The 13,473-nt window shown below is 42.6% G+C and carries 9 protein-coding genes; 6 read left to right on the top strand and 3 right to left on the bottom strand.

Annotation, left to right across the window (positions count from 1 at the left end):
• Nucleotides 1-162 precede the first annotated feature (162 nt).
• The 3 genes from FTU40_RS01645 to gltA form a co-directional block, all read right to left on the bottom strand.
• Complete coding sequence (locus FTU40_RS01645; protein ID WP_180001520.1) at nt 163-1,788, bottom strand: NAD+ synthase; 1,626 nt, start codon at nt 1,786-1,788, stop codon at nt 163-165.
• A 372-nt stretch (nt 1,789-2,160) separates the two neighbouring features.
• Nucleotides 2,161-2,664 (bottom strand): hypothetical protein, encoded by a 504-nt coding sequence (locus tag FTU40_RS01640; protein WP_074383086.1) that lies wholly within the window; start codon nt 2,662-2,664, stop codon nt 2,161-2,163.
• A gap of 151 nt (nt 2,665-2,815) precedes the next feature.
• Nucleotides 2,816-4,090 carry a citrate synthase gene (gltA, locus tag FTU40_RS01635; protein ID WP_005096279.1) on the bottom strand — a complete coding sequence of 425 codons (1,275 nt, stop codon included), beginning with the start codon at nt 4,088-4,090 and terminating at the stop codon, nt 2,816-2,818.
• A 1,008-nt stretch (nt 4,091-5,098) separates the two neighbouring features.
• On the opposite strand from gltA, the gene sdhC reads away from it, so the two are divergent.
• The 6 genes from sdhC to odhB all read left to right on the top strand — a co-directional run bounded on the left by sdhC (nt 5,099) and on the right by odhB (nt 13,377).
• Complete coding sequence (sdhC, locus tag FTU40_RS01630) at nt 5,099-5,497, top strand: succinate dehydrogenase, cytochrome b556 subunit (RefSeq protein WP_074383085.1); 399 nt, start codon at nt 5,099-5,101, stop codon at nt 5,495-5,497.
• Entirely contained in the window at nt 5,497-5,862 is a 366-nt protein-coding gene (gene sdhD, locus FTU40_RS01625; RefSeq protein WP_005096282.1) for a succinate dehydrogenase, hydrophobic membrane anchor protein, read from the top strand. Before sdhC ends, sdhD begins: the two co-directional genes overlap by 1 nt.
• Nucleotides 5,863-5,874: 12 nt before the next feature.
• Nucleotides 5,875-7,773: a succinate dehydrogenase flavoprotein subunit gene (gene sdhA / locus FTU40_RS01620; RefSeq protein WP_005171973.1), complete on the top strand. Its 1,899-nt coding sequence runs from the start codon at nt 5,875-5,877 to the stop codon at nt 7,771-7,773.
• 14 nt (nt 7,774-7,787) lie between these two features.
• Nucleotides 7,788-8,498: a succinate dehydrogenase iron-sulfur subunit gene (locus tag FTU40_RS01615; RefSeq protein ID WP_005171970.1), complete on the top strand. Its 711-nt coding sequence runs from the start codon at nt 7,788-7,790 to the stop codon at nt 8,496-8,498.
• A gap of 823 nt (nt 8,499-9,321) precedes the next feature.
• On the top strand, nt 9,322-12,144 hold the full coding sequence (locus FTU40_RS01610) for a 2-oxoglutarate dehydrogenase E1 component (RefSeq protein WP_005096285.1): 2,823 nt from the start codon (nt 9,322-9,324) through the stop codon (nt 12,142-12,144).
• A gap of 18 nt (nt 12,145-12,162) precedes the next feature.
• Nucleotides 12,163-13,377 (top strand): 2-oxoglutarate dehydrogenase complex dihydrolipoyllysine-residue succinyltransferase, encoded by a 1,215-nt coding sequence (gene odhB, locus FTU40_RS01605; protein ID WP_005171964.1) that lies wholly within the window; start codon nt 12,163-12,165, stop codon nt 13,375-13,377.
• Nucleotides 13,378-13,473 lie beyond the last annotated feature (96 nt).

Below are 13,473 nucleotides of genomic sequence, written 5' to 3'. Positions count from 1 at the left end.
TGGCGCATGATAAAAATTATTTGAAGCATCCAGTAAATTTTCAGATATTTCCAAAATTATTTTTCTGTGATTGTTGATTAATTTTCTACTTTTAGCGTCGATATAAAAAAATCGCCCCAGTATTCACTCGGGCGATTCGATTTAAATAACTAAGAAAAGGGCTTAGTTACCTGCTTTCCAGCCATTGACGATTGGATAACGACGTTCGCGCCCATAAGAACGTGAACTGATTCGTGGTCCAATTGCACCTTGGCGGCGCTTGTATTCATTCATGTCGACCAGACGGATGACTTTTTTCACCACCTCGGCATCAAAACCTTTGTCAATAATATCGTCTTGACTCATGTCTTCTTCGATGTATGAATACAGGATGGCATCCAGAATGTCATACGAAGGTAAAGAGTCTTGATCGACCTGATCTGGACGCAATTCTGCTGATGGTGGGCGAGTAATGACACGTTCTGGAATCACGGGTGTTTCTGAAATACTGTTACGATATTTCGCCAGTTCAAACACAATGGTTTTGTACACATCTTTCAAGACGGCATAGCCACCGACCATGTCACCATACAGCGTGCAATAACCCACAGCCAGTTCAGATTTATTTCCGGTCGCAAGCACCAGATTGCCGAACTTGTTGGAAAGCGCCATTAATAAGGTGCCACGCGAACGTGCTTGCAGGTTTTCCTCAGTCGCATCTGCCGGGGCGCTTCCAAAGAACGGGAAGAGTACCTGCATAAAGCCGTTTACTACCGGATTGATTTCGGCAATACCAAAGGTTACCCCCATATTTTTTGCTTGTTCAGCCGCATCTTCTACGCTGATTTGTGCGGTATAGGTATAAGGCATCATGACCGCCTGAACTTTGTCTGCACCAATGGCATCTGCAGCAATCGCAAGGGTCAGGGCAGAATCGATCCCACCCGATAGGCCCAGAATCACGCCGGGGAAGCCAGAACGCTGTACATAATCACGGGTTGCCATCACCAGGCTCTGATAGATCTCAGCCATGGTGTCCAGCGCAGGTGTAATTGTACCTTTGCTAAATTGAAGCTGTTCAGCATCATATTCTGCGATAGAAAGGCTTTCCTGGAAACTTGGGGCCTGTAGCGCGACTTCGCCAGATTTATTTAACGCAAAGCTGGTACCGTCAAAGATCAGATCATCCTGACCACCGACCTGGTTACAATAGACCAGATTGATATTCAATTGTTTTACCAGAGCTGCCATGGTCTCGATACGGTGTTGTGGTTTACCCACTTCATATGGAGAGGCATTCAGTACCAGAGCAGTTTCGATATTGAGTTTTGCCAGCTGCTGTACAGTAGCTAAAGACCATGCGTCTTCACAAATCAGCACACCAAATTTGTGTCCGAGATATTCAAATACCAGATGTTGATGACCTTCACTGAAATAACGCTTTTCATCAAATACACCATAGTTTGGCAACACCTGTTTGTTATAAATACCCAGCACCTCACCATCTTTCATGACGGCTGCTGAGTTATAACGCTGGCCATCTTCAGTTTGATTTACAAAACCGAAGACCATCACAATATCTTTGACTTCAGTCAGTTTTTCAAAAGCAGCTTTGGTGCGTTTGGCCAGACTTGGACGAATTAATAGATCTTCTGCAGGGTAGCCCAAGATTGCAAGCTCAGGGAAGATAATCAGATCAGCCTTATCTTTTTTAGCCTGATTGGCCTGATCAATCATTTTTTGAGTATTTGCATCCAAATTGCCCACATGTGGAGAGAGCTGAGCAATCGCAATTTTAAAACTTTTCATTCCAATTAAATCCTATTCCTATAGGTTAATACACTAAATCACTGATTTTTATAATTCTAATTATCCAGCTGAGTGCATTTTGATACTTAAAAAAATGCCAAATGGCAAAAGAAAAAACGTCTTTATCACATGATCGTTAAATCTTGATCTGCGAGCTAAAATATCATACTTGGGTTATTTTATCGAAATTTAATCCAGAAGCTAGAGCTGTTTTGCGAGAATGAATGTTGAAATGAAAAGTTATTATCCAAAAATAAAGAATATGTAGGTTTTCTGCACATGAATAAATCTCAGGGTTTAAATCATTTATTCATGGCCTTAATTTTCAAAATGCCAAATCAAGATGATATTTTGAATAAAAATGATTATATATCAAACAATTGTTTGGCTATCTAAAATAATATTGGGTATTTTTTTAAGAAAAATATCTCGGGCAATATCACCTTGTTGTTCAATATTATACTGTGAAAATGATTTGTTGGGATTAAATTGATATTTGTAAGGATTATATTTCCCTAAGCTTAAAAAATAAGCACTTTGTAGAAATGCGCCTTTTAAAACCACATTAATCTGCTGTTGGTATTGATAAATATGGGTCATCTCATGAATAAACAGTGCTTGATAGGCCAAGCTTTCACATGAATAGTCTTCCCGATAATTTAAATTTCGTGCATGGATATAACCACTGGGCGCCATAATCACATGGCTGGATTGCCAGGGTAAATAAGGGTGATTCATGATTCTGACTGCCGAATAGTCAATCAGATTGCCAAATACCTGCTGACAGATTCTGATTTCACCGGCCGTTAAGTTACGGCACTTAAACTGTTCAAAACGGATGAATCTTAAAATAAACGGTAGGGCATACAACAACATCAAGCACAGATCCTGTTCAAGTTTTCAATCTATGAATATGGTTGAGGTTCATGCATTTTAAAATGGATTAAAGAGGCTATATGTAGGATTTTGTCAGCACTAAAAAAACCACCCCAAAGGGTGGTTTTTCTGTCTTGCAACGCCGTTCGAATTAACGAGCGATATCGCGTTGAACTTCACCAGTATAAAGCTGACGAGGACGACCGATCTTGTAAGGACCGCTGTGCATTTCTAACCAGTGGCTGATCCAGCCAACAGTACGTGCAAGCGCGAAGATCACAGTAAACATTTCTGTCGGGATACCAATCGCTTTAAGGATGATACCTGAGTAGAAGTCTACGTTCGGGTATAGGTTACGTTTGATGAAGTATTCGTCAGAAAGCGCAATACGTTCAAGTTCCATAGCCAAAGCAAGTTGTGGATCGTTGATGCCAAGCGCACCAAGAACTTCGTCACAAGTTTCTTTCATGACTTTCGCGCGTGGATCGAAGTTTTTGTAAACTCGGTGACCGAAGCCCATCAGTTTAACTTCTTTAGTCTTCACTTTTTCCATGAAGCCAGCAACGTTTTCTACAGAGCCGATTTCATCAAGCATCTTAAGAACAGCTTCGTTCGCGCCGCCATGAGCAGGGCCCCAAAGTGCCGAGATACCAGCAGCAATACATGCATACGGGTTAGCACCAGTAGAACCAGCTAAACGTACTGTAGACGTAGAGGCATTTTGTTCATGGTCAGCATGAAGCGTGAAGATACGATCCATTGCTTTTGCAAGAATCGGATCAACTTTGTAATCACGATCAGCAGGAGTCGCGAACATCATGTGAAGGAAGTTTTCAGCGTAGTTCAAGTCGTTACGTGGGTAAACAAACGGTTGACCGATTGTGTACTTGTAGCTCCAAGCCGCTAAAGTAGGGATCTTCGCAATTAAACGGATCGCTGTGATTTCACGGTGATCAACATTTTCGATGTCCAGATTGTTGTGGTAGAACGCAGATAACGCACCAACAACACCCACCATAATCGCCATAGGATGCGCATCACGACGGAAACCGTTATAGAAGCGGCTAACTTGGTCGTGAACCATTGTGTGGTTACGTACTTTAGCGTCGAATTCTTCTTTTTGCTCAGCAGTCGGAAGTTCGCCATTAAGAAGTAAATAGCAAGTTTCTAGGTAATCAGCTTTAGTCGCCAATTGATCAATTGGGTAGCCACGGTGTAAAAGTACACCTTTGTTACCGTCGATGAAGGTGATTTTAGACTCGCACGCCGCTGTTGCCATAAAACCAGGATCAAAAGTAAAGTGACCTGCAGCCAACACATCTTTAACGTCGATTACATCTGGGCCCAATGTGCCGCTGTAAATTGGTAGTTCAATTTCTTTGCCATCAAGCTGTAAAACGGCTTTCTTGCCAGTTGCTTCAGACATTCAATAGATCTCCTGTCCTGGTGAATGTATATCCGAGTTGTCTATCAATCTTTTAATGCACAAAACGGATGGATCAAAAATTTGCTATAAGATTAGTGAGTACTGAAATTTTGTCAATTATACTTATGGATGAAAAAATGACGCTTGCACAGCGGCTTAGTCACACCATCTTGGTATAAAAAGTTCAGTAAAATCACAGCATCAAACCTCTATAATAAGTCAAATTTAAACAGAGGTGCAGAAAAAAATAGAGGGCCTGAATTATTTGTAAGCGTTTTTTCAGACTAAGAAATGCTGCGAAAAAGTATCGCTGATCTTATTGGGAGTTGTTAAAACTATATAAATCTCATAACTTACATAGTTTTTACTCATTTCCTTTGCACATGCAGAATTATAAATAAAAGCAATTAATTAAATTTTTGACTTGATTCAATTGATTAAAAAATAGCTTAATAAATGGCCAACTTTGCAGCAAAGATCCCCAGTCTAAAAATAAATGAGTGATTTTTCGAATCCAAATCCTCTAAAGCGATCAAAAAATCCATCATCGAGTGCAGTCTAAGTGACTCTTTAAGCTCAGGTTATAATTATACCTGAAAGCAGACCCATCTTAATAACTGCTGCACTACCTGTATGAGCTTGATTTCCATTTAAATTAAATCGAGATTTTAAATAAGATTTGTGCTGCAACTGTGCATCTTTAGTCTAAATAGCGGTAATTGGCTTTAAAAAGAATAACAGAGTAAATTGATCAAGTTAATTATTTAAAAACAATTATATAGATGAAGGTTAGTGGATTCTTAGTCACTAAAGAACCTCATATTTTGTTGTTAATGATTCTTATTTAAAGGGTTTTTCTTGAAAAAGCCAAATCCATCTGTTTGTGTTTTAATAGTTGACGTTTTATAATTCAGTGTCGTTTTGATTTTAGGCATGTATTTGCCTAAGAATGCCAGCTTTCCTTCGAATTAATTCCAACAAACTCCGGATGGAGTTTTTACTTACAGGATGCCCGCTGTGAAAAGCAACAGACCTGTCAATTTGTCCATGGGTCAAGTTTTAGAAGTAAACTTAAAATCACCCGTGGCTATTGCATCAATTCTACACCGTCTTTCAGGTGTTATCGTATTCTTACTCGTACCGGTCCTTCTCTGGATTTTAGACAAATCACTGTCTTCACCTGAAGGTTTTGCGCAAGTTCAAGAAATCATGAATGGTTTCATTGTTCGCTTCATTGTATGGGTATTTGTCGCCGGCTTGATTTTTCACTTTATTGCGGGTGTTAAGCATTTACTTGCTGACATTGGCGTTGCTGAAGAATTAGAAAGTGGCCGTGTCGCATCTACTATCGCATTAATCTTGTCTGCAATCGGTATCGTTGCAGCATTTGTATGGATCGTACTCTAATGAAAAGCGCTACTGGTTTAACAGGTTCAGGTTCTCGCGATTGGTTTCTCCAACGTGTTAGTGCTGTTATTTTGGCTGTTTATACCGTTGTTATTTTGGGTTGGATCCTGTGTAACAGTGGATTCAGCTATGAACAATGGTATGGCTTCATGATGACAACTCCAATGAAGATTCTATCTTTATTGTCAGTCTTATCTCTTGTTGCACACGCTTGGATTGGTATGTGGCAAGTTTTTACAGACTATGTGACGACTCGTCAAATGGGTCCTTCGGCGAATGGTTTGCGTATTGTACTGACTTCAGCAGTGATTATTGCTGTGTTGGCATATGCAATCTGGGCGATCCAGATTTTTTGGGCGAATTGATAGGAAACAATCATGGGCGCTATAAACCCTAAAGAAGATTACACAAATATTCCACACGAAACCTTCGATGCAGTCATCGTGGGTGGTGGTGGTTCAGGTATGCGTGCGTCTTACCAACTTGCTCAAGCTGGTTTGAAAGTTGCGGTACTGACCAAAGTTTTCCCAACCCGTTCTCACACTGTGGCAGCGCAGGGTGGTATTGGTGCATCTCTTGGTAATATGCAAGAAGATAACTGGCACTACCATTTCTACGACACAGTAAAAGGTTCGGACTGGTTAGGTGACCAAGACGCAATCGAATTTATGACGCGTGAAGCACCTCAAGTGGTATACGAATTAGAACACTTGGGTATGCCATTTGACCGTAACGCTGATGGTACAATTTACCAGCGTCCATTCGGTGGCCACTCTGCGAACTACGGTGAAAAAGCGGTGCCACGTGCATGTGCTGCTGCCGACCGTACAGGTCACGCACTTCTTCACACGCTTTATCAAAGCAACGTGAAAATGGGTACACAATTCTTCGTAGAATGGATCGCACTTGATTTGATCCGTAACGAAGCAGGCGACGTACTTGGTGTCACTGCAATTGACCAGGAAACTGGTAAAATTGCTGTATTCCAAGGTAAAGCCACATTGTTTGCTACCGGTGGTGCGGGTCGTGTTTACCGTGCATCTACCAATGCCTATATCAATACTGGTGACGGTCTTGGCATGGCGGCGCGTGCAGGTATTCCATTGCAAGATATGGAATTCTGGCAGTTCCACCCTACGGGTGTTGCGGGTGCAGGTGTATTGTTGACTGAAGGCTGTCGTGGTGAAGGTGCAATCCTTCGTAACAAAGATGGCGAACCGTTCATGGAGCGTTATGCTCCAACTTTGAAAGACTTGGCGCCACGTGACTTCGTATCACGTTCTATGGACCAGGAAATCAAAGAGGGTCGTGGTTGTGGTCCTAAAGGTGACTATATCCTGCTTGATATGACGCATTTAGGTGCGGATACAATCATGAAGCGTCTGCCATCGGTATTCGAAATTGGCAAGAAATTCGCGAACGTGGATATCACCAAAGAACCAATTCCAGTAGTACCAACAATCCATTACCAAATGGGTGGTATTCCAACCAATATTCATGGTCAGGTTGTTGTGCCTGAGTCACGCGAAACTGAAGCGCTGGCGGCACATTACAACAAAGATACCGATGTTTATTCGACCAATGCAGCCGAACGTGATTTCACTAAGCCAGTGAAAGGTTTCTATGCAATTGGTGAATGTTCATGTGTATCTGTACATGGTGCCAACCGTTTAGGTACCAACTCACTGCTTGACTTGGTGGTATTTGGTAAGGCTGCGGGTAAACACATCATCGATTATGTGACTAAACATCACGGTGATGAGTACGAGCCACTACCAACAACTGTACTTGAGCAAACGGTTGCGCGTATTCGTAAACTTGACGAATCCACAACAGGTGAGAATGCTCAGGAAGTTGCAGATGCGATTCGTGACATTGTTCAAGATCATGCAGGTGTATTCCGTACATCAGCACTACTTGAAGAAGGTGTAAAACAGATTCTTGCAATTGAGCCACGTGTTCGTAATATTCATTTGAAAGACAAATCTAAAGTATTTAACACTGCACGTGTTGAAGCATTAGAAGTTGAAAACTTGTATGAAGTTGCAAAAGCGACCTTAATTTCAGCTGCTGCGCGTAAAGAATGTCGTGGTGCGCATACTGTGGTAGATTTCGAATTGTCACCGGATCATGCGGATTATCCATATGGTCGTCGTGATGATGAGTGGATGAAGCACACATTATGGTTCTCTGTGGACAACCGTCTTGAGTACAAGCCAGTTCGTTACCGTCCATTGTCGGTTGACGCGATTCCACCTAAACCACGTACATTCTAATCAGGAGAATTCAGATGAGTAGAGGTACTCGTACATTTCATATCTACCGCTATGATCCTGACAAGGATAAAGCACCGTACATGCAGACTTTTAAACTGGAATTGACTGACAAGCACCGTATGTTGCTTGATGCACTTCTAGCATTAAAAGTACAAGACGAATCTTTAACGTTCCGTCGTTCATGTCGTGAAGGTATTTGTGGTTCTGATGGTGTAAACATCAATGGTAAAAATGGTTTGGCGTGTCTTTGGAACCTGAACGATTTACCCAATGAAATTACTGTTCGTCCATTACCTGGTCTTCCTGTAGTGAAAGATCTGGTGGTTGACATGAACCAGTTCTACGATCAGTACAACAAGATCCATCCATTCTTGATCAACAACCAGCCTGCGCCTCCAAAGGAACGTTTACAGTCTCCTGAAGAGCGTGAGCATCTTGATGGTCTGTATGAATGTATTCTATGTGCATGTTGTTCAACCTCATGCCCGTCATTCTGGTGGAATCCGGACAAGTTCCTAGGTCCTTCAGCATTGTTGAACGCTTACCGCTTCATCATTGACTCGCGTGATACTGGAACACAAGAGCGTTTGGCTCGTCTTGACGATCCATTCTCATTGTTCCGTTGTAAAGGCATCATGAACTGTGTATCTGTGTGTCCTAAAGGTTTGAACCCAACTAAAGCAATCGGTCACATCCGTAATATGCTTTTAGATATGGCAGGTTAATAGGCTGCTGATAGCAGTTTGGAAAAAAGCACACCACAAGGTGTGCTTTTTTTTGTGCAAACCATTGAAGCAAAATAAAAAATCATCAGATAAAAATAAAGATACTATACTTAAAATGTATAAAGTTGAGTCAGGTAGTCAGGAAATGACGGGTGATGTTAAGTGCCATAGAAGAAGAACATGTAATTATTTGGGGTATTTATGATTTTTAGCTGTAAAACTGACCTGAAAAATAACAAGAACGATGTTATTATATAACGGAAATTTAAGGAGGGAGTGGATTGAAAGGTTTGCTCTCTTTTTATTTATCGGAAATGCTTAGGACTTAAGTCTACATTGAATCTATTTTTGAGATAAAGCACCATAGGTTAGAGTAAAATATCTGAACTGTATTTAGCCAATTTATGAAAGGTATGTGTCAAAAAAATCAATTGAAAACTTGAGAACATGTTAGCATTTAGCCTATGACTATCTTTAGAAAATGCCATTTCAGGTACATTTTTTAAACATTGCATAACCAGGGACTGGTATATAAAGGTAGGCTTGAGTCGCTTTAGAAAAAATCTTTGTTCCTACTTGTTTTTTTCTAAGTCGATTTGCAAAAAATTGCCCGGTTTCGATCGGGTATTCAATGAGTAATGATACCGCTGAGGGGTGTTATTGTTCATTAAACATATCAAGATTTTCTTGGTGTGGTGATAACGCCTCATGGCTTATGCCTTATGGGGGACTAGTGTCATATTACCAATCTGACGCTAATAATCCTGGGTTTTGCTTAAAAAGCATCCTGAAAATGTTTTTGCAATAGGAAATGGGTCCACAAATGCAAGAAGTTGCTGACGCTCTGCGTCTTGACACTGAACTTAGCGCTGATAGTGCAGCGTATATTGAAGAACTTTATGAGCAGTATTTGACGGCTCCGGATTCAGTAGGTGCTGACTGGCAAGAATACTTCGGTAAATTCCCAAAAGGTGATCAACCACACAGTAATGTACGTGAGCAATTCCTACTTTTAGGTCGTAATTCAAGCCGTATTCAGCCTGTTGTTCAATCAACTGTCAGCTCAGAGCATGAACGTCGCCAAATTGGCGTGTTACAGCTGATTGCTGCATACCGTAATCGTGGTCACCAGAAAGCAAAACTGGATCCATTAGGTTTGGCGAAACGTGAAGTTGTGCCTGATCTAGATCTTGCTGCGCATGGTTTAACTCAGTCGGACCTAGATACGGTATTCAATACTGGCAACCTGGCGATCGGTAAAGAAGAAGCGACTTTGGCTGAGATGGTTCAGGCAATGGAAGCCACTTACTGTGGTTCAATCGGTGCTGAATACATGCACATCGTGGACACCAAAGAGAAACGTTGGATTCAACAACGTCTGGAAAGTGCACGCGGTCAATATGGTTTTAATGCTGAACAAAAGAAACATGTCCTTGAACGTTTAACCGCAGCTGAAGGCCTGGAAAAATATCTAGGTAATAAGTTTGTTGGTGCAAAACGTTTTGGCGTTGAAGGGGGTGAATCATTCATCCCGATGGTTAACGAAATTATTCAGCGTGCAGGTTCTGTTGGCTGTAAAGAAGTTGTAATCGGTATGCCTCACCGTGGCCGTTTAAACCTTCTGGTTAACATCATGGGTAAAAACCCGGCTGACCTGTTTGGTGAGTTTGAAGGTAAATCGATTCACAAGAAAGGTTCTGGTGACGTTAAGTACCATCAAGGCTTCTCTTCAAACGTGATGACCCAAGGTGGCGAAGTTCACTTGGCATTGGCGTTTAACCCGTCACATTTGGAAATCGTTGGCCCTGTGGTTGAGGGTTCGGTACGTGCACGTCAAGTACGTCGTAAAGACATTGGCGGCGATGACGTATTGCCATTAATCGTACATGGTGATGCTGCATTTGCAGGTCAGGGCGTCAACCAGGAAACTTTCCAGATGTCACAAACTCGCGGTTATACCGTGGGTGGTACAGTGCACATTGTGATTAATAACCAGGTGGGTTTCACCACTTCTGATCCACGTGATGCGCGTTCTACAGAATACTGTACTGATATCGCGAAAATGATTCAGGCGCCGATCTTCCATGTCAATGGGGATGATCCTGAAGCTGTGGTGTTCATTTCACAATTGGCACATGACTTCCGTCATACTTTCCGTAAAGACGTTGTGATTGACATGTTCTGCTACCGTCGTCGTGGTCATAACGAAGCGGATGAGCCAGCTGCAACTCAACCAATGATGTATCAAGTGATTAGCAAGAAAGCGACCACGCGTACGCTTTATGCGGATCAACTGGTACAACAGGGTGTTCTTGATCGTGCAAATGCAGATCAAATGGTTGAAAATTACCGTGCAGATCTGGAAGCGGGTAATCACGTTGCCAATGCGCTGGTACTTGAACCGAACAAGAAAATGTTTGTGGACTGGACGCCTTACTTGGGTCATGACTACACAGACGAATGGGATACGACTTTCCCGATCGAGCGTCTAAAAGAACTTGGCGCGAAAATGCGCGAACTTCCTGAAGGCTTCGTGATGCAGCGTCAGGTTGCGAAAGTGATCGATGACCGTCTGAAAATGCAAACGGGTGAAATGCCACTGAACTGGGGTGCTGCTGAAACTCTGGCGTATGCAACTGTACTAGATGATGGTTACTTGCTTCGTTTAACCGGTGAAGACGTAGGTCGTGGTACCTTCTCGCACCGTCATGCAAAACTGCATAACCAGGTCGATGGTTCAACTTATCTTCCGCTGTGTAACCTGAAAGAAAACCAGCCGCGTACTGCAATCTATGACTCATTGTTGTCAGAAATGGCGGTATTGGCATTTGAATATGGTTATGCGACGACTCTTCCTAAGAGCTTGATCATTTGGGAAGCGCAATTCGGTGACTTCGCGAACTGTGCACAGGTTGTGATTGACCAGTTCATCTCGTCTGGTGAAACCAAATGGGAACGTGTCTGTGGTTTGACCATGCTTCTTCCACACGGTTTTGAAGGTCAGGGTCCGGAACATTCATCTGCACGTTTAGAGCGTTTCTTACAGCTATGTGCTGAAGACAACATGCAAGTGATCACACCGACCACACCTGCACAGATTTATCATGCTTTACGTCGTCAAGCGATTCGTCCAATCCGTAAGCCATTGATCGTGACTTCACCGAAGTCTCTTCTTCGTCACAAACTTGCAACGTCTACGCTAGAAGAACTTGCAAACGGTAGCTTCCAGACCGTGATTGATGAAGTGGACAACATCAACAAGTCAGATGTAACCCGTCTGGTTCTGTGTGGTGGTAAGGTGTATTACGACCTGATTGAAAAACGTCGTGAAAAAGAATTGAACAATACTGCGATTGTGCGTATTGAACAATTATATCCATACCCAGAAAAACGCCTGACAGAAGTCCTTGCACAATATCCAAATGTGAAAGAACTGGTTTGGGCACAAGAAGAGCCTAAAAACCAAGGTGCTTGGTTGTTCATCGCTCCGCGTCTATATGACGATGTGATGAAAGCGGGTAAACAAGTCCGTATTAGCTACGCTGGCCGTGAAGCATCTGCTGCACCGGCTTGTGGTTCACCATATTTGCATGCAAAACAACAAGCTCAGCTCATCAACGACGCGCTTGCGATCGACGCTGAATAATCCAGGAGATTCTAAGTAATGGCAACCGAAATTAAAGCACCGGTATTCCCAGAGTCAGTTGCGGACGGTACGATCGCAACTTGGCACAAACAACCAGGTGAAGCAGTATCACGTGATGAAGTGATCTGTGATATTGAGACTGATAAAGTTGTTTTAGAAGTTGTTGCTCCTGCAGACGGTACAATTGCCTCTATCATTAAAAATGAAGGCGACACTGTACTTTCAGCTGAAGTCATTGCACAGTTTGAAGAAGGTGCTGTTTCTGGCGCTGCTCAAACTCAAGCAGTTCAGTCTGAAGAGAAAGTTGAACAAGCTGCGGCGAATACTGAAGCAGGTAATTCACCAATCGTTGAACGTCAGCAAGTACAAGACCAAGCGCCAGCAGTGCGTAAAGCATTGACTGAATCTGGTGTTGCAGCAGCTGATGTTGCGGGTACAGGTCGTGGCGGTCGCATCACCAAAGAAGATGTGGCAAACCACCAAGCGAAACCAGCTGCTCCTGCTGCTGCGCCATTAAGCGTTGCTGTGGGCGAACGTATCGAAAAACGTGTTCCAATGACACGTCTTCGTAAGCGTGTTGCTGAACGTTTACTTGCAGCGACTCAAGAAACTGCAATGTTGACCACGTTCAACGAAGTGAACATGAAACCAATCATGGAAATGCGTGCTCAATACAAAGATGCGTTTGAAAAACGTCATGGTGCACGTCTTGGCTTCATGTCATTCTTTGTTAAAGCAGCAACTGAAGCGCTAAAACGCTATCCGGCAGTGAACGCATCAATCGATGGCGATGACATTGTTTATCACGGTTACTATGACATTGGTGTTGCAGTTTCATCTGAGCGTGGTCTGGTGGTTCCTGTACTTCGTGATACAGACCGCATGAACTATGCCGAAGTTGAAAACGGTATTCGTGCATACGCTGCGAAAGCGCGTGATGGCAAATTAGGCATCGAAGACATGACTGGCGGTACATTCACGATTACCAATGGTGGTACTTTCGGTTCATTGTTATCTACTCCGATCTTGAACACGCCACAAACTGCGATTCTGGGTATGCATAAAATCCAGGAACGTCCGATGGCAGTGAATGGTCAAGTAGAAATCTTGCCTATGATGTACCTTGCATTGTCTTATGACCACCGTCTAATCGATGGTAAAGAAGCAGTCGGTTTCCTTGTAACAATCAAAGAATTGTTAGAAGAGCCAGCGCGTCTTATCCTTGATCTGTAATTTATTTATTAAGAATCTTCCCTAATCCCTTTTTAAAAAGAGGGCTTAGGTCTCCCTTTTGAAGGGAGATTAAAGGGGGATTATTTGGAGATAAAC

Source organism: Acinetobacter sp. YH12100 (genome assembly GCF_013419135.1).
In the GTDB taxonomy this organism is placed as follows: Bacteria; Pseudomonadota; Gammaproteobacteria; order Pseudomonadales; family Moraxellaceae; genus Acinetobacter; species Acinetobacter pseudolwoffii.
Note: the sequence above shows the minus strand (reverse complement) of the source record. Positions and strands in the feature narration are given on the sequence as shown.

Bases quoted from the DNA above. Each gene is read 5' to 3' on its own strand.
- FTU40_RS01645 (WP_180001520.1), bottom strand. From the start codon at position 1,788: ATGAAAAGTTTTAAAATTGCGATTGCTCAGCTCTCTCCACATGTGGGC.
- FTU40_RS01640 (WP_074383086.1), bottom strand. From the start codon at position 2,664: ATGTTGTTGTATGCCCTACCGTTTATTTTAAGATTCATCCGTTTTGAA.
- gltA (WP_005096279.1), bottom strand. From the start codon at position 4,090: ATGTCTGAAGCAACTGGCAAGAAAGCCGTTTTACAGCTTGATGGCAAA.
- sdhC (WP_074383085.1), top strand. From the start codon at position 5,099: ATGCCCGCTGTGAAAAGCAACAGACCTGTCAATTTGTCCATGGGTCAA.
- sdhD (WP_005096282.1), top strand. From the start codon at position 5,497: ATGAAAAGCGCTACTGGTTTAACAGGTTCAGGTTCTCGCGATTGGTTT.
- sdhA (WP_005171973.1), top strand. From the start codon at position 5,875: ATGGGCGCTATAAACCCTAAAGAAGATTACACAAATATTCCACACGAA.
- FTU40_RS01615 (WP_005171970.1), top strand. From the start codon at position 7,788: ATGAGTAGAGGTACTCGTACATTTCATATCTACCGCTATGATCCTGAC.
- FTU40_RS01610 (WP_005096285.1), top strand. From the start codon at position 9,322: ATGCAAGAAGTTGCTGACGCTCTGCGTCTTGACACTGAACTTAGCGCT.
- odhB (WP_005171964.1), top strand. From the start codon at position 12,163: ATGGCAACCGAAATTAAAGCACCGGTATTCCCAGAGTCAGTTGCGGAC.